Genomic DNA, 19,177 nt, shown 5'->3' on the forward strand with positions numbered 1-19,177 from the left:
GCTGAGGTCCGCGGCTCCAAGCCTGCCTGCGCAGGCTTGGACGGAACCGAAGAGCCGCTGCCTCTGGCAGCGACTCGGAGGCGCCGCAGGCGCTTCGGGGGGTGTTCCATTTCAGTCCGAACCCGGGCGCCAGACCCGGGCCAGCACGCCGAGCTTGGTGCGCAGCGTGTGCCGCTCGTCGGACAGCGCATCGATGAAGTCCGACAGGCGCTTCGACTTGACCATGGTGTAGACCGTGAGCCAGGTGGTGAATGCGAAGACGATGCCGAACCACAGCAGCTTGCGCCACATCGGCGAGTCGGCCTCGGCCAGCAGGTTCATGCCGAGGAAGCCGGTGGTGATGGTGCCAATCAGGCCGAACAGCGTGACCACCGTGAGCCGCACCACCGTGTTGGCCTGTCGGCGCAGGCTGTCGGCTTCGAGGTAGGTGTTCATGTCGGCGATGCGCTCCTTGACCTCGTCGTAGAGCGGGTCGAGCCCCAGGTGCGTGGTGCACATGTGGGACAGCGCCCGCACCTGCGCCTGCTCCGAGATCTCGTGGAACCAGTAGCGGTGCGTGAAGCGCAGGAAGCCCTCGAAGCTGGCGCGGATCGCTCGCTTGAAGCGCTTGACGCTGGCGACGTCGTGGATGTCGAGCATGCGCAGCGCCTCGACCAGCCGGTCGGAGTACATCAGCAGCGCCGCCTTCTGGAAGTGCGCGATCAGGAACAGCAGGAAGTGCTGGTGCCTGAACTGCGCCAGCACGCCGCGGTCGCGGCAGCAGAAGTATTCGGCGTGGGCATCGCCGATCACGATCAGCGCGAGGCCGTTGCACAGGTAGCGGGTGCGGGGCGCGGCACCGGCATCGGTCCAGAAGCGGTCGTAGCAGAAGCGCTTCTCGAAGTCGACCACCTGCTCTTCGATGTAAGGCAGAGGGCGGGCTGCGCTGCCGGGGGGCTCGGCCGTGCCGGTGACCATCGCCAGCCGGATGAAATCGCTGCGCGAGAGGCGGCGCGGATCGTCGAGCGCGAGGTAGGCCATCACCGGCATCCGGTAGTACTCGATCTGGCGGAAGCGCAGCGTCCCGGCCTCGTCCGAATGGTCGCTGACCAGCGGCCGCATGAGCCAGGCCCAGTGCGAGGCCAGCCGCGGCGCTCGATGCTCGGCCACATGGGCCAGGAATGCTTCGCGCTGCTGCGCATCGGAAGCAGCCAGCACGCTGCCATCGGCGGCCAGCCACTCGACGTTGTGCATGCAGTGCAGCGCCTGGCCCTGCGCGTCCCAGCCGCCGGGGTAGGCGCGGCCGAAGCGATACAGGATCTCGTGCGCCTGCGCCAGGCTCAGCTGATCGACGCCGACCTCGACGTTGAGCAGCACCACGTCGACGTCGAAGAAGAAGTAGAGATCGACATGCACCACCTGCAGCGTGATCGGCGCATCGCCTGGCCGCGCCACCACCCGCACCGCGGCGACGTCGCTGCGGCGGAACACCCGCATCGGCGAATCGCCGCCGCTGGCGCCGCCGGCCGCGCGGCCCTTGCGGCCGTCGCCGTACAGGAAGCGCTGCACGTAGGGCAGGAAGCTCACGAATTCGTTGTAGTGGCGCTCGTGGAAGCGGTCGCTGGCGCCGGTGTACTCGTCGATCTCCTCGCGCCAGGGGGAGGCATCGCCGAGGTCGCGCAGCAGCTGCCAGGGGCCGCGCTGCGCCGAGCGCGGCTGGTGGGTCGGCATCAGGCGCAGAGGCCACAGCAGAGTCTGGCGCAGGTGCTGCACGACGGGTGCGGCAACTGTGCCTGAAAGCTCCGCCTCGGCGTCCGCCAGTTCGGTGTTCAGCATCCCGCCAGTGTAGGCATCCGCGGCACCTAGGGGAATCCCTAGGCTGGTGCTGAAACCGGTTTCACATATACTGCGATGCCCCCTGATGAAGTGCTTTTTCGAAGGGGCGCACCAACATCGACCCTGCCTTCGAATCGACGCCCCCCGTGAACTACCAATTCCAGTTCGACGCCGTCTTCGCCGCCTGGCCATTGCTGCTGAAGGGCAGCTGGATCACGATCCAGCTGTCGCTGGTGGCCACGCTGCTGGGCCTGGTGGTGGCGGTCTTCTGCGCCTGGGGCAAGACCTCGGGCCCGGCCTGGCTGCGCTTCGTCGTCAATGCCTACATCGAGGTCATCCGCAACACGCCCTTCCTCGTGCAGTTGTTCTTCTTCTTCTTCGCGCTGCCGGCCATCGGGCTGCGCTGGTCGCCCTACACCGCGGCGCTGACCGCGATGGTGGTGAACCTCGGCGCCTATGCGGCCGAGATCGTGCGCGCCGGCATCGAATCGATTCCCAAGGGGCAGATCGAGGCCGGCCGGGCGCTCAACCTGAAGCCCTGGGAAATCTTCCGCTTCGTGATCATCAAGCCGGCGCTGAAGGCGATCTATCCGGCGCTCACGAGCCAGTTCATCCTGCTGATGCTGAGCTCGGCCGTGGTGTCGGTGATCTCGGCCGACGACCTGACCTCGGTGGCCGCCAACCTGCAGTCGCAGACCTTCCGCAGCTTCGAGATCTACATCGTGGTGGCCTGCATCTACCTGGCGCTGTCGCTGGCCTTCTCGGCGCTGTTCAAGCTGATCTACAGGCGCACGCTCAACTACCCGGACCGGCGCTGAACACCATGCGTACCTTCGGCTTTCCTGAATTCCTGTTCATCCTCGAAGCGGCCCAATGGACGCTGGCCTTGTCCGCGATCGCCTTCGTCGGCGGCGCGATCCTCGGCCTCGCGATCGCCCTCGCGCGCACTGCCGACAACAAGACCGCCCGCATGCTGTCGACCGGCTTCATCCAGATCTTCCAGGGCACGCCGCTGCTGCTGCAGCTGTTCCTGATCTTCTTCGGCGCGCCGGTGCTGGGCCTCGAGATCAACCCGTGGATCGCGGCCGGCGTGGCGCTGATCCTCAACAGCGCCGCCTTCCTCGGCGAGATCTGGCGCGGCTGCATCGAGGCGATCCCGCGCGGCCAGTGGGAGGCTGCGCAGGCGCTCAACCTGCGCTACGCCGCGCGCATGCGCGACGTGGTGCTGCCCCAGGCCTTCAAGATCGCGCTGCCGCCCACGGTGGGCTACGTGGTGCAGATCATCAAGGGCACCTCGCTGGCGGCCATCATCGGCTTCACGGAAGTCACGCGCGCCGGCCAGATCATCAACAACGCCACCTTCCAGCCGCTGCACGTGTTCACCACGGTGGCCGCGATCTACTTCGTGATCTGCTGGCCGCTGTCGCTGCTGGCCGCGCGCATGGAGCGCAAGCGGGCCCGTGCATTGGCAAGATGAAGCACTCCCCCAGTCTTCGCGCACTTCGTGTCGCTACGCCAACCCCCTCTTTCTTTCTGTTCCATCAAGGAGACCTGACATGATCCGTTCCACCACCCGCCGCGCCGTCATCGCGGCACTGGGCCTGGGCGCCGCGCTGACCGTTTTCGCACCCTTCGCCTCGGCCCAGAGCGTGGCCGACATCAAGAAGAAGGGCGAGATCACGATCGGCATGCTGGTCGACTTCCCGCCCTACGGCACCACCGACGCGAAGAACCAGCCCGACGGCTACGACGCCGACGTCGCCAAGCTGCTGGCCAAGGAGTGGGGCGTCAAGGCCAACATCGTGCCGGTCACCGGCCCGAACCGCATTCCCTTCCTGCTGACCAACAAGGTCGACCTGCTGGTGGCCTCGCTGGCTATCACGCCCGAGCGTGCCAAGCAGGTGCAGTTCTCGCAGCCCTATGCGGCCGCGACCATCGTGCTGTACGGCAAGACCGGCACGGCGATCAAGAGCGCGGCCGACTTGAAGGGCCTGCGCGTGGGCGTGGCCCGCGCCAGCACGCAGGACGTGGCCGTGACCAAGGCCGCGCCCGAAGGCACCGAGATCCGCCGCTTCGATGACGACGCTTCGGCCATGCAGGCGCTGATGTCGGGCCAGGTCGATGCGATCGGCGCCTCGACGACCGTCGCCGCCCAGATCGCCAAGCGCGTGCCGCCGAACACCTTCGAGAACAAGTTCAACCTGGTGCAGCAGAACATGGGCATCGCCATGCGCCCGGGCCAGGACGACCTGCTCAAGAACGTCAACGATTTCGTGGCGAAGAACTCGGCCAATGGCGAGCTCAACAAGCTCTACCAGAAGTGGCTGCAGACGGATCTTCCGAAGCTGAACTAGGCACCCCCCCCAGCTTGGCTCACTTCGTGTAGCCGCCCACCCCCTTGCAGGGGGCAACACCAGCGGCCCGGAAAAGCCGGTTCCGCGGTGTTCCACCAACGGGCCTCGGTGCCCTCGCAGCGAACAGGCAGGCAGTGAATCAATGGAAGCAATCATGACGGACGCAGTCGCGACATCGGCGGGAACGGACCCGATCATCCGCATGGAAGCGGTGAACAAGTGGTACGGCAGCTTTCAGGTGCTGACCGGCATCGACCTGTCGGTGCGCACCGGCGAGCGCATCGTGATCTGCGGCCCTTCGGGCTCGGGCAAGTCGACCCTGATCCGCTGCATCAACCGCCTGGAGACGGTGCAGAAGGGCAAGATCGTGGTGGACGGCATCGAGCTCACGGCCGGCGGCAAGAACGTCGATGCGGTGCGGGCCGAGGTCGGCATGGTGTTCCAGCAGTTCAACCTGTTTCCGCACCTGACGATCCTGCAGAACTGCACGCTGGCGCCGATGCGCTCGCGCGGCATGAGCAAGCCCGAGGCGGAAGAAGTGGCGATGAAGTACCTGACCCGGGTGCGCATCCCCGAACAGGCCCACAAGTACCCGAGCCAGCTCTCGGGCGGCCAGCAGCAGCGGGTGGCGATCGCGCGCGCGCTGTGCATGGCGCCGAAGATCATGCTGTTCGACGAACCGACCTCGGCGCTCGATCCCGAGATGGTCAAGGAAGTGCTCGACACCATGATCGGTCTCGCCGAGGACGGCATGACCATGCTGTGCGTCACGCACGAGATGGGCTTTGCCCGCAGCGTGGCCGACCGCGTGATCTTCATGGCCGACGGCCGGATCATCGAGCAGGGGCCGCCGGCCGAATTCTTCGGCAGCCCGAAGCACGAGAAGACGCGGCAGTTCCTCGGTCAGATCCTGAGTTCCCATCAAGCGCACTGACGCCACGATGCAAGACATGACGCCGGTACTGATTTCCCTTTCATCCTTCGGCGCCGCGGAGATCGGGCGCCACGGCCAGCTCTGGTGCGCGCAGCTCGCGCGTGCCGCCGGTGCCGACAGCGTCGAGGTGCGCGGCGAGCTGCTGCGCGACCCGGCCTCGGAGCTTCCCGCCATCGCCGGCCTGGCCTCGGTCTACTCCAGCCCCGAGGGCCTCTGGGCCGAGGGTGGCTGGCTCGACAGCGCCGCGCTCGGCCGCGGCATCGCTGCGGCCACCACGCTCGGCGCCAAGCGGCTCAAGATGTCGATCGGCGACTTCGGCCCGGCCTCGCACGGCTCGCTGTGGGGACTCAAGGTGCAGCTCGCCGAGACCCGCATCGAGCTCGTGATCGAGAACGACCAGACCGTCTCGGCCGGTACGTTGCCGGCGCTGCAGGCCTTCTTCGACGCTGTCGACCGCGCCGGCCTCGACCTCGGCATGACCTTCGACATGGGCAACTGGCACTGGGTCGGCGAATGCCCGCTGCAGGCCGCCCAGGCGCTGGGCCGCCGCGTGCGCTACGTGCATTGCAAGGGCGCGCAGCGACTCCCCGCCAAGTGGGTCGCCGTGCCGCTGGCCGACTCGGTGGCGCCCTGGCGCGCCGTGCTGCGCGCGCTGCCGGCCGATGTGCCGCGCGCGATCGAATACCCGCTGGTCGGCGACGACCTGCATGCCATCACGCGCGAGCAGGTCGCGCTGATCCGGAGCCTGTGATGACCAACACTTCCGCTTTCGCCTTCGATGTCGCTTTGTTCGGCGAGGCCATGCTGCTGCTGGTGGCCGACCAGCCCGGCCCGATCGAGAACGCGACCGCCTTCCACAAGCGCACTGCGGGCGCCGAGACCAATGTCGCGATCGGCCTCGCGCGCCTCGGACTCCAGGTCGGCTGGGCCAGCCGCCTCGGCACCGACTCGATGGGGCGCGCGCTGCTGGCCACCATGCAGGGCGAGGGCATCGACTGCTCGCACGTGATCAGCGACCCGACGCAGCGCACCGGCTTCCAGTTCAAGGGCCGCGTGACCGACGGCAGCGACCCGCCGGTCGAATACCACCGCAAGGGCTCGGCCGCCAGCCATATGAGCACGGCCGACATCGACGAGGCCTGGCTGCGTTCGGCGCGCCACCTGCACGCCACCGGCGTGTTCGCGGCGATCTCCGACAGCAGCCTGCAGGCAGCGATCAAGTCCATGGAAGTGATGCGTGCGGCCGGCCGCACGATCTCCTTCGACCCCAACCTGCGGCCCACGCTGTGGTCCTCGCCCGAGACCATGCGGCACTGGATCAACGCGCTGGCGGCGCGCGCCGACTGGGTGCTTCCCGGCATCGAGGAGGGCCTGTTCCTCACCGGCGAATCGACGCCCGAAGGCGTGGCGCGTTTCTACCGCGGGCTTGGCGCGAAACTGGTGGTCGTGAAGCTCGGCGCCGAGGGCGCCTACTACGACAGCGACGTGGCCGGTACCGGGCGCGTCGAGGGCTTCCCGGTGAAGGAGGTCGTGGACACCGTGGGTGCCGGCGACGGCTTCGCGGCCGGCGTGGTCAGTGCCTTGCTCGAAGGCAAATCGGTGCCCGATGCGGTGCGCCGAGGCGCCTGGATCGGTGCCCGCGCGGTGCAGGTGCTTGGCGATACCGAGGGCCTGCCCACGCGCGCGCAGCTTCAGAAGGCCGGGCTATGAGCACCGCTCGCACCGCAGCGCGCAGCACGGAGCTTGCCTGATGAGCGCCGTACGCAAGAAGGTGCTGGTGTTTCGCGAGCTGCCCGATGACCAGCTCGCCCGCCTGCAGGCGGCGCACGACGTGACGGTCGCCAATCCGCGCCTGCCGGCGCAGCGTGCGGCCTTCGATGCGGCGCTGGCCGAGGCCCAGGGCCTGATCGGCTCGAGCTACCCGGTCGACGAAGCGCTGCTGGCGCGCGCACCGAGGCTCGAGGTGGTCTCCAGCGTGTCGGTCGGTGTCGACAACTACGCGCTGGCTGCGCTGCATGCGCGCGGCATCGACTTGTGCCATACGCCCGGCGTGCTCGACGAGACTGTGGCCGACACCGTGTTCGCCCTGCTGATGGCGACCAGCCGGCGCGTGGTCGAGCTTTCGAACCTGGTGCGCGAGGGGCGCTGGACGAAGAACATCGGCGAGGACCTGTTCGGCTTCGACGTCCACGGCAAGACACTCGGCCTGCTGGGCTTCGGCCGCATCGGCCAGGCCATCGCGCGCCGCGCCGCGCTGGGCTTCGGCATGCCGGTGCTCTACCATGCGCGCCACCCTGTCGACCTCGCCCTGCAGGCGCCCGAGCTGCAGGGTCGTGCCGCGCACACGCCGCTGAACCACCTGCTGGCGCGCGCCGACTTCGTGGTCGCGATGCTGCCGCTGTCGGACAGCACGCGCGGCATGGTCGATGCGAAGCTGTTCGACGCCATGAAGCCGGGCGCCGTCTTCATCAATGGCGGACGCGGCGCCACGGTGCAGGAGGACGCGCTGCTTGCGGCGCTCGACCACGGCACGCTGCGTGCGGCCGGCCTCGATGTGTTCGCAACCGAGCCCTTGCCGGCCGATTCGCCGCTGCGCACCCATCCGCGCGTGACCCCGCTGCCGCACATCGGCTCGGCCACCCACGAGACCCGGCATGCCATGGCCGAACTCGCGACCACCAACCTGCTGCAGGCGCTCGCCGGTGAGCGCCCTGCGGCGGTTTACGACACCGCCTCCGCGTGAAAGCCAAAGCCCCCGCCCCGCGTCCGGTCCGCGCCACCATCGCCGACGTGGCCAAGGCGGCCGGCGTTTCCAAGGCCACGGTATCGCGCTTCCTGAATCATCGGGAGCGGCTGCTGAGCCCCGACATCGCGGCCCGCGTCGAGGCCGCGGTGGCGCAACTGGCGTATACGCCGAGCCCGATGGCGCAGGCCTTGAGCCATGGCCGCTCGCACCTGATCGGCCTGATCGTGGCCGACATCACGAACCCTTATTCGGTGGCTGTGCTGCGCGGCGCCGAGAAGGCCTGCCAGGACGCCGGCTACCTGGTGATGCTGTTCAATCTCGGCAACGACATCGACCGCGAGCGCGAGGCCATCAATGCGCTGGCCGGCTACCAGGTCGACGGCTACATTCTCAACACGCTGGGCCGCGGTGCAGGCCTGGTCGATGCCGATGCGCTGCATGGCAAGCCGGCGGTGCTGGTCGACCGGCGCCACGCGGGCATGCACACCGATTTCGTCTCGCTGGACAACGTGGCTGCGATGCGGGTGGCCTGCGGCCACCTGGTCGAGGGCGGTTACCGTGAATTGCTCTACATCACCGAACCCCAGAAAGGCGTGAGCTCGCGGCGCGAGCGCACCGCCGCCTTCGGCGCCTGCATGGCGACGCACGAGCCGCGTGTCGCCGGCGCGGTGCATGAATCCACGGGCGACGACAGCGAAGGGCTCGATGCCGCGCTGCGGGCCCTGCACAAGCGGGCCAAGCGCGGCAAGCGCGCCGCGGTGCTGTCGGGCAACGCGATCGTCACCTTGCGCGTCGCCGCGGCGATGGCGCGGCTGGGCTTGCGCTTCGGGGAGGACATCGGCTTCGTCGGCTTCGACGATCCGGAATGGGCACCGCTGATCGGGCCGGGCCTGAGCGCGATCGCGCAGCCGACCGAGGAGATCGGCCGGGTCGCCGCGACCTGTCTGCTGGAGCGGCTGCGGGGGCTGGAAGGGCCGCCGCGACAGCTGCTGCTGCCGGGCGAACTGGTGGTGCGGGGGTCGTCGAGCTGCGCTTGATGCCAACAGCTGCGGCGGCGATGCACGAGGGACACAACTCCCTCTGGCGCCGAATGGCCAAATCGGAGTACCTTCGCGCCCTGGCGACGCATCCCGGTCGTCGCTCCGTAACGCACAGGAGACACGCATGACCAGCATGACCACGAATTCGCAGTCGGGCACCAACGTGCAGGAAATCGCGACGGGCATCTTCCGCATCAACACACCGGTGCCGCTGCCCGACGGCAAGCTGTTCAGCTTCAATCAGTACCTCGTCGTCGACGACGAGCCGCTGTTGTTCCACTCCGGGCCGCGCCAGCTGTTCCCGCTGGTGAGCGAGGCCATCGCCCGTGTGATGCCGGTCGAGCGCCTCCGCTACATCGGGCTGTCCCATGTCGAGGCGGACGAGTGTGGCGCGTTGAACCTGTTCCTGGCAGCAGCGCCGCAAGCGGTGCCGCTGTGCGGCAGCATTGCGGCGATGGTCTCGATGGGTGACCTGGCGGACCGTCCACCGCGCGCGCTGGCCGATGGCGAGGAACTCGCGCTCGGCCACCACACGATGCGCTGGTTCGACATGCCCCATGTTCCGCATGGCTGGGAGTGCGGGCTGATGATGGACACGCGCACGCGCACATTCTTCTGCGGCGACCTCTTCACGCAGCCAGGCAACAGCGAGAAGGCGCTCACCGATGCCGACATCCTGGGCCCCAGCGAGGCGTTCCGACACCAGATGGACTACTACGCCCATGCACCGAACACGGCCGCATTGCTGGCCGGGCTTGCGCAGCAGGAACCTCGCACGCTCGCCTGCATGCACGGCAGCGCGTGGCAGGGCGACGGCGCATCACTGCTGCGTCAGCTGTCAGTGGCCTTGTCGGCGCACGAGCGCTGACCCAGGCCTCAGCGCGCCTGCGCACGCGTCAGGAGGTAGTCCTGGCGCACGACATTCTCGGCGTAGTACGGAGTGGCCATGGCATCGAACTCGGCCCGGAGGACCGAGAGCTTCGCGGGATCGTCCGCGAGGCCCTCGACGAGCTTCTGCATGGGACCGGCCGAACGCTCCATGAAAAGGCGGTAGTGCTCGAGACTGAGCGCCGAAAAAGCCATGATGCCGCGCTCGAAGAAAGGGGCCTCGAAGGCGTTGCCGAGACGCTCTGCGACCGTCGTCGGATTGCCCCATTGCGGGGGCGGCGACGCCCCGGGAGGCGGCGGCGGCGAGTTGCGGCCGACGAAGGCGAAGAGGCGGCCGATCAGATGCTCGGGTGGCCAAGTGGCGAATGCCACCCGCCCGCCGGGCTTCAGTACGCGACGCATCTCCGCGATGCTTACTTCCGGCCGAGGCGCAAAGATGTGTCCGAACTGGCTCAGCACGACGTCGAAGGAACCGTCGGCATAGGGCAGTTGCTCGGCGTCGCCTTCGGTCCAAACGATGTCCTCTCGCCCGGCGATGCGGGCGTTCTCGCGAGCCTGCTCGAGCAGTTCGGGCGTCAGGTCCAGGGCCGTGACCTTGGCGCCGGCCCGCGCAGCCGTGAGGGCCACGACGCCGGTCCCGGTGCCGACGTCGAGCACCGTCTCGCCCGAGCCGATCCGCGCGAATTTCACGAGGTGGCCCGCGACCGGGGTGGTGAACATGGCCGTCGGCGCAAAAGACGCCCACATCTCGCGCTGTCGCCTCTTCAACTCTGCAAAGGGATCGGGGCTCATAGGGTTCTCCATGCGGTCGCGGACTTGCGAACGAGGATGCACTCTAGTCGTCGCCCCATCAATTGCGAGCGTTCGCGGGCAGGCGGGGCCGGCCGGGCCGGCGGGCCGGACGACGGCGGCGTCGACGCCCGCTAGTCGAGCTCGGGTTCCAGGCCGGGTGCCTGGTCGATCTCGGAGGGCTTGTAGAGCTTGTGCTGCGCAGCGGGGCCGATCGGGTCCGTGACCACCGCGAGGCGCCAGGGATCGCCCCGCTTCGCGCACGCGCGCTCCTCACCGGTGAGCTGGAAGCCGGCCAGTCCGGCCGCCGTGCCCTTGACCGCGAGCTTGAGCAAGGTGGCCCCCTTCTTGTCCGAGACCTCGATGTCGTAGCCGAGCTTCTGGCTGCTCACGTTCTCGGTCTTGTACCCATAGCCCGCAAAGTGACGCGTCAGGTAGTCCACGGCGGCCGCCTGCACCTCTTCCCGGGAGGCCTGGCCGGAGGGGGTCTCTTCCACCGGCGCCGGCACGCTGCCCCGCGCCCGGGCGGCTTGCATGTCTTCTTCGGTCGGCAGCCAACCGCGCGGGCCGCGAACCAGAACCGCGAACTTCTGATCGGGGTTCCAGACGGCGACGTGCCATTCCTGGTCATCCGGCACGCGCGTCGAAACCTTGGCAGCCTTGTCGGTTTCCAGATCGAGGATGGAGATCCGGTTGGTCTGCAGTACGGCCCGGAGGCCCTGGCCGGCGTCGAACGAGCGCTTGAGCAGGATGAGTCGGTCCTTGGCGCGTTGGATCTGCAGTGCGCTGCGCTCGCCGCCGCCGATCCGGCGTGGGGTGTCCAGAGATTCGAGATAGAACCACCGGCCCCCGGCGCCGATGCGCACGAACTCGGCCCAGATGGTGGCGATGACGTTGTCGCCGGTCGCCAGCCAGGCCTGCTCGGACGCCTTTTCGCGGGCGTCGAACACGCCCATCCTGGAAATGATCTCGACGGGCGTTCGCTTCTCGCCCAGCAGGCGCTTTTCATTGATGACCGCAAGTACCGCGGGGTCGACTTCTTTGTCCATTCGGAGGGAATCAGGCGAGTTGTGACCGCCTCGAGTATGCCGTGAAGCGCGCGGCGCCCTTCAGCCGAATTGCAACTGTTCCTCGGGGCTGCGTTCGCGTGTCAATGACGCCGCAGGCCAAGGAGCCAACATGCCCTCCGCCTCAGCTCGGCGTGCTGCCCCCATCCCCCTCGACCAGCGCCAGCACCCGCAGCGGGCTCCCCGATCCCTCCCGGATCTTCAACGGCGCCGACACGATGAGGGCCCCCGTGGGCGGCAACTGGTCGAGATTCTTCAGGCATTGCAGCCCGTAGCGATTGGCACCGTGCATCAGCGTATGGCACGGATAGGCCAGGGGCCAGCCGTGGGACTGGCCCGCGTCGGTGTTGATCGTCTCCACGCCGAAGCCATGGACGTCGCGCTCGCGGATCAGCCACTCCACCGCCTCCTGCGTCGGTCCTGGCGTGTGGGCGCCGTCCTCGCGCATGTTGACGAAGGCCGCCGGGTCGGCGATGCGCTTCGACCAGTCGGTGCGCAGCAGCACCCAGGCGCCTTCGGGGATGCGGCCGTGGCGTCCTTCCCAGCGCTGCAGAAAAGCCACTGTCAGCAGCCAGTCGGCATCCCCGGCGACCTCGGCGCTGGCGTCGACCACCACCGCCGGCGCGATGAAATTGCCGGCATCAATGGTGTCGACCGTGTTGCGTGGATGGTCCTTGCCGCTGACCCAGTGCGCGGGCGCGTCGAAGTGGGTGCCGGTGTGCTCGCCGCAGCTGAAGTTGTTCCAGTACCAGCCCGGGCCGGCCTCGTCGTAGTGCGAGATGCGTTCGATCTTGAAGGCGGCCACCTGGCCGAACTGCGGTGGCAGCTGCAGCGGCGGGAAGTCCTCGCTCAGGGTGTGGGTGAGGTCGATCGTGCGAACCGATCGATGGCGCATGGCGGTGGCCAGTTGGGTCAGGATGTTCATCGTGGCTTCCAGGACGGAGGGGACAAAGAAATGGGAGCTCAGGGGCGGCGCCGGGCAGTGACTTCGAGTTCGACCTTGGCGCCCTCGACCGCCAGTGCGCTGCACAGCGTGGTGTTGGCCGGGCGGTTGCTCCCGAAGCGGCGCTTGAGCACGCCGCTGACCGCGATCACATCGCCGCGGTCGGGCACGTAGACGCGCACCCGCACCACGTCGGCGAGGCCGGCGCGCGCCTGCGACAGCGCGTGCTCGATGGTGTCCAGCGCGAGCTCGCACTGCTGCTCGGCCGTGGGCGGAAACTCCCCATTGGCAAAGTCCTGGCCCAGCGTGCCGGAGACGAACACCCAGTCGCCGTCGGCCACGGCGCGCGAGTAGCCGGCCAGCGCTTCCCAGCGGGAGCCGCTCTGGATGAATTCGCGGGCGGCTGTCATTGGGCCTTGAACCCCGACTCGCGGATCACCTTGCCCCAGCTGCGCGTGGCATCGGCCACCCATTGCGCGACCTCCGTCGACGGCGCCGGCGTGACTTCGTTGCCCATCTTGGCCAGCCGCTCCTGCAACTCGGGTTGGGCCAGGGCGGTCTTCATCGCACGGTCGAAGGCCTCGACAAATTCGACCGGCAGGCCCTTGGGCCCGAAGAAGGCCAGCCACGGGTTCTTGTCGATGCCGCTGAAGCCCAGTTCGAGGAAGGTCGGGATCTCGGGCGCGGTCTTGCTGCGCTCCTGGCCCGAACTCGCGAGGATGCGGACCTTGCCGGCGCGGTGGTATTCGATCAGCTCGGTCATCGAGGCGATGCCGATCGGGACCTGGCCCGCGAGCAGATCCTGCACCATCGGTGCGCCGCCCTTGTAGGGCACCGAGTTCATCGGCACGCCGAATGACTTGCCGATGATGTGGCCGATGAATTGCGGCACGCTGCCGGCCGCGGGGATGCCGTAGTTGGCCTCGTTGGGATGGGCCTTGACCCAGGCGCCGAGCTCGGCCATGGTCTTGACGCCGGTCGCGGCACTGACCGCGAGCACGTTGTAGTAGGAGGCGACCCCGGCCAGTGGCGTGAAGTCGGCCACCGGGTCGTAGCCGGCGGCGGCGATGGTCAGCGGGATGATCACCTGCGTGTGGTCGATCGACAGCATGAGGGTGGAGCCGTCGGCCGGCGCCGCCTTCAGCAGCTGCGCGGCGATCTGGCCGCCGGCGCCGGGCTTGTTGTCGACCACGAAGACCTGGCCGTTCATGGCCTTGCCGAGCTTGTCGATCACGGCGCGTGCCACCACGTCGGTGGCGCCGCCCGGCGGGAAGCCGACCAGCACGCGGATCGGGCCGCTGTAGGCCTTGGTGCTCGCCTGGGCGCCCCAGGAAGACGAGAGCGCGGGGGCGAGCAGCGCGGCCGTGAATGCCTGGCCGAAATGGCGACGGTTCATGATCTCTTCCTCATCGTGGTTCAAAGAAATTTCGGATCGCCGGCGGCGGCGCCTTGCGCCAGGCGGGCCTGGATCAGGAGCACCTCGAGTTCGTGGCAGCGCACCAGGCGAAGCCATCGGGCGTCGTCCATGTCGGCAGTGCGCGAGGCATGCAGGCTGATGCGGCAGCCGTCGCTGTCCGCATCGGCCTCGACCGTCGCGTGGATGCAAGGCTGCAGCGCATCGGGCGCGCCACCGACGTGGTAGGTCACGGTCATGCGGGCTTCGTCCACGGCGGGCCGGACCCAGCTCGGCGTGCCGTCGAACAGCGAGTGGCCGCGCACCACGCCGCCGCCGACGGCGTCGGTCTGCCAGCAGCCGAGCGCCCACTGGCCGAGCGTCAGGCCGTCGGCAAGAAAGGCCAGGGCGCGAGGTGCCGACACCCGGCAGGCCACGGTGGCGCAGTGCGAGGGGCGCAGGAGCGGGTTGTCGATCGGCATGGTCGTCAGCGGGTGAGGCGTGCCAGTTCGCGCAGGGCGCCGACCACGTCGTCGGCGTTGTTGTAGAAGTGCGGTGCGATCCGGATCACGTCGTTGCGCGCCGAAACCACGTAGCCCGACTGCAGCATCCGTGCCTCGACCTGTTGCGCGTTGGCGATGCGGATCGCCGTGTTCGCGCCCTTGGCGGACGGCTCCGCAGGGCTCGCGACTTCGAGGTCCAGTCGCGTTGCCTCCTCGATGGCGAGCGCCGACAACTGCTGCAGGTAGGCCTCGATCGCGGGGATGCCGATCTCGTTGAGCAAGGCCATGCTGGCGCGCGCCACGCTGGCGCACATCATCGGCGGCGTGCCGGTGTTGAAGCGCGTGGCGCCGTCGGCGAAGTCGAGCCGCGCGGGGTCGAAGGCGAACGGGTTCACGCGGCCGAACCAGCCGGTGACCGTGGGCACGAGCTGCCGTGCAAGCGCGGGACGCACATAGAGGAATGCGATGCCCGGAATGCCGAGCAGGTACTTCTGCGCGCCGCTGGCCAGGATGTCGATCTCCTGCGCGCGGACGTCGATCGCGATCGAGCCGGCGGACTGGTAGGCATCGACGAACTGGACCGCGCCGTGGTGGCGCGCGGCGCGGCCGGTGGCGGCGATGTCGACGATCTGGCCGTCGTAGAAGCAGGCCTGCGAGACCGACACCAGGGCGGTGCGCGCATCGATCGCCGCCGCCACCCGCGCGGCGGTGTCGGTGCTGCCGGCATCGGCCTCGACGAAGCGGGTGCTGGCGCCGCGCGGCTGCTGCGCCAGCCAGACATGGCAGATCGAGGGGAAGTCGAGCGTGGTCGTGACGATCTCCGGGCGGCCGGCTTCGAAGCGCAGTGCCGAGGCGATGGCGGACGCCGCGTCCGACACGCTGCCCAGCACCGCGATGTCATCGACGTCGGCGTGGATCATGCGGGCAAACTCGGCGCGGGCCAGGGCCACCTGGTCCATCCAGTAGCCCCAGTCGGCGCCGCGCCGAACCCAGACGTCGAGGTATTCGTCGATGGCCTGCCGCACCGGCAGGCTGAGCGCGCTCTGCGAGCAGCTGGACAGCTGGACCGCGTTGTCCAGGATGGGAAAGAGCTGTCGGTATGACGAGAATGGATGTTTCATGAACGTGCCCGGTGCATGGACGAGGCTTTGAGACGATGGACAAGAACGCAGAGATCGCGGCTTCCCCTTCGGCGTGGATCGAGGTGCCGCACTTCGGCTGGGAAAGCCTGATTGCAGACGGCGCGCCGAGGATGGGCTTCCGCAAGGGGCAGACCCTGTTCTCGCAAGGCGATGCCGTGACCCATGTCCATGTCGTCGAGCAGGGCCGCGTCCGGCTGGTCTTGCTCTCGGAGGCCGGCCACGAAAAGCACATGGCGATCGTTGGAACGCAGGGAATGGTCGGCGAATGCAGTGCCTTCCTCGACGGCCGCCATTCGGTCACGGCGGTGGCTTCGTCGGATGGGGTCACGCGCCAGGTCGAGCGCGCCCAATTGCTGCGCTGCATGGAGCGCGATGCCGGCTGCCTGCGCCAGGTGCTCTGGCTGCTGAACGTCAAGCTGCGCGTGCTGGCGCACCAGAACCTGTTGCTGAGCCAGGCCACGGCGGCGCAGCGGGTGGTTCATCACCTGGTGCAGCTGGCCGGCACCTACGGCGAGGTGCGGGAGGAGGGCGTCGCCATCCGGATTTCCTTCACGCACCAGGAGATGGCCAACATCGCCGGGCTGAGCCGGGTCATGACCTCCAATGTGCTGATGCAGCTGCAGGAGCAGGGACTGATCGAGATGGTCAAGTCGCATTGCGTGATTCGCGAGATGCAGGGGCTGAGGCAGCGTGCCGTGGTTTTGTGAAAGGAGCAGGCGGGGACTGCGGCCCAGTGTAGGAAGGGGTGCCGGCGCCGTATGTCAACGGCTTTACAAGCGGGCGCATTTCTTCCTCGAGGCCCGGCTTGCCGCTTCGACCGTCCGGTCGAGGACGATGCGGCGCTGGCGGCCGCGTCAGCGGCTCACGCAGCGAGGCGCACCGGAATCCGGCGCCGGCCGAAGCCGCTCTTGAAAGCGCCGAAACGGCCGGCGATCGGCGTACCGCAGTGCGGGCAGGTGCCGCGTTCGTCGAGTCGGCAGTCCAGCACGAGGTACCAGTCGCGCCGCACCAGCGCTTCGTGGCATTGCGGGCAGAAGGTGGTGCCGCCCTCGAGGTCGTGCACGTTTCCGGTGTAGACGTGAAGCAGGCCGTTGGCCCGCGCGATCGCGCGGGCGCGACTGAGCGTGGACGGTGGCGTCGGCTCGACGTCGAGCATCTTGTAGTCGGGGTGGAAGGCCGTGAAGTGCAGCGGCACATCGAGGCCGAGCCGGTCGGCGACCCAGCGCGTCATCGCCTCGATCTCGTCGTCGCTGTCGTTGTGTCCGGGGATCAGCAGGGTCGTGATCTCGAACCAGCAATCGGTCTCGTGCCGCAGGTACTGCAGCGTATCGAGCACCGGTGCGAGGTGCGCGCCGGTCTGCTGGAAGTAGAAGCGCTCGGTGAAGCCCTTGAGGTCGACGTTGGCCGCGTCCATCCGGTCGTAGAACGCACGCCGGGGCTCGGCGTGCATATAGCCCGCCGTCACCGCGACGCTGTGCAGGCCGAGCGCGTGGCAGGCGTCGGCCGTGTCCATCGCGTACTCGGCAAAGATCACGGGGTCGTTGTAGGTGAAGGCCACGCTCGATGCGCCGCTGGCACGGGCCGCCTCGGCAATCCGCTCCGGCGAGGCGCTGTCCATGAGGCGGTCCAGTTCGCGGCTCTTCGAGATGTCCCAGTTCTGGCAGAACTTGCAGGCGAGGTTGCAGCCCGCGGTGCCGAAGCTCAGCACGCTGCTGCCGGGGAAGAAGTGGTTGAGCGGCTTCTTCTCGATCGGGTCGATGCAGAAGCCCGAGCTGCGCCCGTAGGTCGTGAGAACCATCGCATCGCCGACGCGCTGGCGCACGAAGCACAGGCCGCGCTGGCCTTCGTGCAGCCGGCAGTCGCGCGGGCAGAGGTCGCACTGGATGCGCCCGTCGTCGAGGCGGTGCCACCAGCGGGCGGGCGCTGATCCGGTGGCCCCGCCGTCAAGGCGGGTCATCGGGTCACCTYCGCGCAGCAGCGCTKCGGTATTCGCCTTGGGAGCGGCCCGGCGGCTCATTGAGTCACCTTCGCGCAGCAGCGCTGCGGTATTCGCCTTGGGAGCGGCCCGGCGGCTCATTGGGTCACCTCCGCGCAGCAGCGCTTCGGTATTCGCCTTGGGAGCGGCCCGGCGGCTCATGGCGGCTCCTCGAACGCGAGCGCGGCGTAGCCGACGACCCGATCCCGATCACCGGCGGTGTCGCCGGAATTGCACAGGTCGAGCAGGCGCGGCGCCAACCCGTGCCGGCGCGCGGCGCGCAAGGCGCCGTTGATCGCCGACGATCCGCAGGCCTCCTGCGGCGTGAGACCGGCATCGAAGTCGAGGATGCGCCGAATGGTGGCGCGGTCCGTGGCCTGAGCCTGCGCGTAGGGCAGGTAGTGCGACAGATCGGAACTGATCACGATCAGCGTTTCCGGCCCGCCCCAGAGCCGCTCCAGGACCTGCGCCACGGCTGCCGCCTCGGCATCGCCGACGACCAGCGGTACGAGGGTGAAGCTGCCGAGCACGCTTTGCAGGAACGGCAACTGGACCTCGAGCGAATGCTCGTTCGCGTGCGCCCGGTCGCTGCGGACCAGCTGCGGCAGGTCGCCGAGGCCCGCCAGCGCGTCGGTGTCGATCGGAACCTGCCCCAGAGGCGTCTCGAAGGCGGCTGCTTCAGGCGCGGCGAGGCCGGACAGCCGGACGCGATGCGCGGGTCCGAGCAGGACGACGCGGCGGATCGCCGGCTGGCGCGGGTGGCCGAGCAGGGCGTAGGCGCTCGCGGCCACCGCGCCGGAGTAGGGGTAGCCGGCATGCGGCACGATCAGCAGCTTCGGGGGCGGGCGTGTGCGATCGGCTTCGTCGCCGTCGCCGTTCAGCCAGCGCTCGACCTGCTGCCGCAGCGCCGAGGGCGCGGCGGGGTAGAACAGGCCGTCGACAGCGGCGCGGCGCACGGCAGGCATGGCAGGGACTCCTGCCGTTGAATTTGAACCTTCCGCACCGGAAAATCAATCCCGTCCGCCATGTCACGGAGATCGCCATGAATGAAGAAAACTTCAATCTCAGCATCCGCAAGTTCCTCAAGATGGTCGGCGTCAGCTCGCAGCGCGAGATCGAGCACGCGGTGTCGAAGGCCATCGCGGCGGGGGCGATCGCGGGCGATGCCGCGCTGCCGGCAAAGATGACGCTGGAGATTCCGGGCCTGCAGCTGAAGGTCGGGTTCGACGGCGAGATCCGGCTGGATTAGGGCCTGCCAGGTCGCTGCAGGCGGCGACGCCGCCGCGCTGCGGCGGTCGAACTTGCGGCGCAGCACCGACCGGTGCCGTCCAGCGGGCAGTCTCAGGCCGGCGCCGGGCCGCCCCAAGGCGGCCTGCGGCCCCCTCGGGGGGCAGCGACCCACACGCAGTGGGGGAGCGTGGGGGCCATCCAGGCCGGCGCCGGGCCGCCCCAAGGCGGCCTGCGGCCCCCTCGGGGGGCAGCGACCCACACGMAGTGGGGGAGCGTGGGGGCCATCCAGGCCGGCGCCGGGCCGCCCCAAGGCGGCCTGCGGCCCCCTCGGGGGGCAGCGACCCACACGCAGTGGGGG

21 protein-coding genes are annotated in these 19,177 nt (G+C 68.7%); 11 read left to right on the forward strand and 10 right to left on the reverse strand.

Annotated elements, in window-relative coordinates; translation table 11 throughout:
• Positions 1 to 111: 111 nt before the first annotated feature.
• On the reverse strand, positions 112 to 1,815 hold the full coding sequence (locus AC1DYD_RS27060) for a hypothetical protein (protein ID WP_478175841.1): 1,704 nt from the start codon (positions 1,813 to 1,815) through the stop codon (positions 112 to 114).
• A 146-nt stretch (positions 1,816 to 1,961) separates the two neighbouring features.
• Between AC1DYD_RS27060 and AC1DYD_RS27065 the strand changes: the two genes are divergently transcribed.
• The 9 genes from AC1DYD_RS27065 to AC1DYD_RS27105 all read left to right on the forward strand — a co-directional run bounded on the left by AC1DYD_RS27065 (position 1,962) and on the right by AC1DYD_RS27105 (position 9,757).
• The gene (locus tag AC1DYD_RS27065) at positions 1,962 to 2,633 is read left to right on the forward strand and encodes an amino acid ABC transporter permease (protein WP_478175842.1); all 672 of its coding nucleotides are present in this window, start codon (positions 1,962 to 1,964) and stop codon (positions 2,631 to 2,633) included.
• A 5-nt stretch (positions 2,634 to 2,638) separates the two neighbouring features.
• On the forward strand, positions 2,639 to 3,292 hold the full coding sequence (locus AC1DYD_RS27070) for an amino acid ABC transporter permease (RefSeq protein WP_478175843.1): 654 nt from the start codon (positions 2,639 to 2,641) through the stop codon (positions 3,290 to 3,292).
• Positions 3,293 to 3,371: 79 nt separating this feature from the next.
• On the forward strand, positions 3,372 to 4,169 hold the full coding sequence (locus AC1DYD_RS27075; protein WP_478175844.1) for a transporter substrate-binding domain-containing protein: 798 nt from the start codon (positions 3,372 to 3,374) through the stop codon (positions 4,167 to 4,169).
• 154 nt (positions 4,170 to 4,323) lie between these two features.
• On the forward strand, positions 4,324 to 5,103 hold the full coding sequence (locus AC1DYD_RS27080) for an amino acid ABC transporter ATP-binding protein (protein WP_478175845.1): 780 nt from the start codon (positions 4,324 to 4,326) through the stop codon (positions 5,101 to 5,103).
• Between the two features lie 16 nt (positions 5,104 to 5,119).
• Positions 5,120 to 5,854, forward strand: a complete 735-nt coding sequence (locus AC1DYD_RS27085; RefSeq protein WP_478175846.1) for a sugar phosphate isomerase/epimerase family protein — start codon at positions 5,120 to 5,122, stop codon at positions 5,852 to 5,854.
• Entirely contained in the window at positions 5,854 to 6,813 is a 960-nt protein-coding gene (locus tag AC1DYD_RS27090; RefSeq protein ID WP_478175847.1) for a sugar kinase, read from the forward strand. The genes AC1DYD_RS27085 and AC1DYD_RS27090 overlap by 1 nt, the downstream gene beginning before the upstream one ends.
• Positions 6,814 to 6,853: 40 nt before the next feature.
• Positions 6,854 to 7,846 (forward strand): 2-hydroxyacid dehydrogenase, encoded by a 993-nt coding sequence (locus AC1DYD_RS27095; protein WP_478175848.1) that lies wholly within the window; start codon positions 6,854 to 6,856, stop codon positions 7,844 to 7,846.
• Positions 7,843 to 8,886 (forward strand): LacI family DNA-binding transcriptional regulator, encoded by a 1,044-nt coding sequence (locus AC1DYD_RS27100; protein ID WP_478175849.1) that lies wholly within the window; start codon positions 7,843 to 7,845, stop codon positions 8,884 to 8,886. The genes AC1DYD_RS27095 and AC1DYD_RS27100 overlap by 4 nt, the downstream gene beginning before the upstream one ends.
• Before the next feature lie 127 nt (positions 8,887 to 9,013).
• The gene (locus tag AC1DYD_RS27105; protein ID WP_478175850.1) at positions 9,014 to 9,757 is read left to right on the forward strand and encodes an oxygen-binding di-iron domain-containing protein; all 744 of its coding nucleotides are present in this window, start codon (positions 9,014 to 9,016) and stop codon (positions 9,755 to 9,757) included.
• 8 nt (positions 9,758 to 9,765) lie between these two features.
• Here AC1DYD_RS27105 and AC1DYD_RS27110 read toward each other — a convergent pair whose 3' ends face one another.
• From AC1DYD_RS27110 to AC1DYD_RS27140, 7 genes are all read right to left on the reverse strand, one after another.
• A complete protein-coding gene (locus AC1DYD_RS27110; RefSeq protein WP_478175851.1) occupies positions 9,766 to 10,569 on the reverse strand; it encodes a class I SAM-dependent methyltransferase in 804 nt (267 codons plus the stop codon).
• A 131-nt stretch (positions 10,570 to 10,700) separates the two neighbouring features.
• Positions 10,701 to 11,615, reverse strand: coding sequence for a protein NO VEIN domain-containing protein (locus tag AC1DYD_RS27115; RefSeq protein ID WP_478175852.1), 915 nt, complete (start codon positions 11,613 to 11,615; stop codon positions 10,701 to 10,703).
• Between the two features lie 142 nt (positions 11,616 to 11,757).
• A complete protein-coding gene (locus tag AC1DYD_RS27120) occupies positions 11,758 to 12,558 on the reverse strand; it encodes a cyclase family protein (RefSeq protein WP_478175853.1) in 801 nt (266 codons plus the stop codon).
• Between the two features lie 38 nt (positions 12,559 to 12,596).
• On the reverse strand, positions 12,597 to 12,986 hold the full coding sequence (locus AC1DYD_RS27125; protein WP_478175854.1) for a RidA family protein: 390 nt from the start codon (positions 12,984 to 12,986) through the stop codon (positions 12,597 to 12,599).
• Positions 12,983 to 13,972: a Bug family tripartite tricarboxylate transporter substrate binding protein gene (locus tag AC1DYD_RS27130; RefSeq protein WP_478175855.1), complete on the reverse strand. Its 990-nt coding sequence runs from the start codon at positions 13,970 to 13,972 to the stop codon at positions 12,983 to 12,985. Before AC1DYD_RS27130 ends, AC1DYD_RS27125 begins: the two co-directional genes overlap by 4 nt.
• 20 nt (positions 13,973 to 13,992) lie before the next feature.
• Positions 13,993 to 14,451, reverse strand: coding sequence for a hypothetical protein (locus AC1DYD_RS27135; RefSeq protein WP_478175856.1), 459 nt, complete (start codon positions 14,449 to 14,451; stop codon positions 13,993 to 13,995).
• Positions 14,452 to 14,456: 5 nt separating this feature from the next.
• Positions 14,457 to 15,593, reverse strand: coding sequence for an aminotransferase class V-fold PLP-dependent enzyme (locus AC1DYD_RS27140; protein WP_478175857.1), 1,137 nt, complete (start codon positions 15,591 to 15,593; stop codon positions 14,457 to 14,459).
• A 35-nt stretch (positions 15,594 to 15,628) separates the two neighbouring features.
• Between AC1DYD_RS27140 and AC1DYD_RS27145 the strand changes: the two genes are divergently transcribed.
• On the forward strand, positions 15,629 to 16,321 hold the full coding sequence (locus AC1DYD_RS27145; RefSeq protein WP_478175858.1) for a Crp/Fnr family transcriptional regulator: 693 nt from the start codon (positions 15,629 to 15,631) through the stop codon (positions 16,319 to 16,321).
• A 155-nt stretch (positions 16,322 to 16,476) separates the two neighbouring features.
• On the opposite strand, the gene amrS is transcribed toward AC1DYD_RS27145, so the two are convergent.
• Entirely contained in the window at positions 16,477 to 17,571 is a 1,095-nt protein-coding gene (amrS, locus tag AC1DYD_RS27150; protein ID WP_478175859.1) for an AmmeMemoRadiSam system radical SAM enzyme, read from the reverse strand.
• 176 nt (positions 17,572 to 17,747) lie between these two features.
• On the reverse strand, positions 17,748 to 18,554 hold the full coding sequence (amrB, locus tag AC1DYD_RS27155) for an AmmeMemoRadiSam system protein B (protein WP_478175860.1): 807 nt from the start codon (positions 18,552 to 18,554) through the stop codon (positions 17,748 to 17,750).
• 77 nt (positions 18,555 to 18,631) lie between these two features.
• On the opposite strand from amrB, the gene AC1DYD_RS27160 reads away from it, so the two are divergent.
• A complete protein-coding gene (locus AC1DYD_RS27160) occupies positions 18,632 to 18,838 on the forward strand; it encodes a DUF6494 family protein (RefSeq protein WP_478175861.1) in 207 nt (68 codons plus the stop codon).
• The last annotated feature ends 339 nt before the right edge of the window (positions 18,839 to 19,177 follow it).

This window comes from Variovorax sp. P4_B11, from assembly GCF_056402355.1.

Excerpts from the sequence above, each read along its gene's own strand:
- AC1DYD_RS27060 (WP_478175841.1), bottom strand. The coding sequence starts at position 1,815 with ATGCTGAACACCGAACTGGCGGACGCCGAGGCGGAGCTTTCAGGCACA.
- AC1DYD_RS27070 (WP_478175843.1), top strand. The coding sequence starts at position 2,639 with ATGCGTACCTTCGGCTTTCCTGAATTCCTGTTCATCCTCGAAGCGGCC.
- AC1DYD_RS27075 (WP_478175844.1), top strand. The coding sequence starts at position 3,372 with ATGATCCGTTCCACCACCCGCCGCGCCGTCATCGCGGCACTGGGCCTG.
- AC1DYD_RS27080 (WP_478175845.1), top strand. The coding sequence starts at position 4,324 with ATGACGGACGCAGTCGCGACATCGGCGGGAACGGACCCGATCATCCGC.
- AC1DYD_RS27085 (WP_478175846.1), top strand. The coding sequence starts at position 5,120 with ATGACGCCGGTACTGATTTCCCTTTCATCCTTCGGCGCCGCGGAGATC.
- AC1DYD_RS27090 (WP_478175847.1), top strand. The coding sequence starts at position 5,854 with ATGACCAACACTTCCGCTTTCGCCTTCGATGTCGCTTTGTTCGGCGAG.
- AC1DYD_RS27095 (WP_478175848.1), top strand. The coding sequence starts at position 6,854 with ATGAGCGCCGTACGCAAGAAGGTGCTGGTGTTTCGCGAGCTGCCCGAT.
- AC1DYD_RS27105 (WP_478175850.1), top strand. The coding sequence starts at position 9,014 with ATGACCAGCATGACCACGAATTCGCAGTCGGGCACCAACGTGCAGGAA.
- AC1DYD_RS27110 (WP_478175851.1), bottom strand. The coding sequence starts at position 10,569 with ATGAGCCCCGATCCCTTTGCAGAGTTGAAGAGGCGACAGCGCGAGATG.
- AC1DYD_RS27115 (WP_478175852.1), bottom strand. The coding sequence starts at position 11,615 with ATGGACAAAGAAGTCGACCCCGCGGTACTTGCGGTCATCAATGAAAAG.
- AC1DYD_RS27120 (WP_478175853.1), bottom strand. The coding sequence starts at position 12,558 with ATGAACATCCTGACCCAACTGGCCACCGCCATGCGCCATCGATCGGTT.
- AC1DYD_RS27125 (WP_478175854.1), bottom strand. The coding sequence starts at position 12,986 with ATGACAGCCGCCCGCGAATTCATCCAGAGCGGCTCCCGCTGGGAAGCG.
- AC1DYD_RS27130 (WP_478175855.1), bottom strand. The coding sequence starts at position 13,972 with ATGAACCGTCGCCATTTCGGCCAGGCATTCACGGCCGCGCTGCTCGCC.
- AC1DYD_RS27135 (WP_478175856.1), bottom strand. The coding sequence starts at position 14,451 with ATGCCGATCGACAACCCGCTCCTGCGCCCCTCGCACTGCGCCACCGTG.
- AC1DYD_RS27140 (WP_478175857.1), bottom strand. The coding sequence starts at position 15,593 with ATGAAACATCCATTCTCGTCATACCGACAGCTCTTTCCCATCCTGGAC.
- AC1DYD_RS27145 (WP_478175858.1), top strand. The coding sequence starts at position 15,629 with ATGGACAAGAACGCAGAGATCGCGGCTTCCCCTTCGGCGTGGATCGAG.
- amrS (WP_478175859.1), bottom strand. The coding sequence starts at position 17,571 with ATGACCCGCCTTGACGGCGGGGCCACCGGATCAGCGCCCGCCCGCTGG.
- amrB (WP_478175860.1), bottom strand. The coding sequence starts at position 18,554 with ATGCCTGCCGTGCGCCGCGCCGCTGTCGACGGCCTGTTCTACCCCGCC.
- AC1DYD_RS27160 (WP_478175861.1), top strand. The coding sequence starts at position 18,632 with ATGAATGAAGAAAACTTCAATCTCAGCATCCGCAAGTTCCTCAAGATG.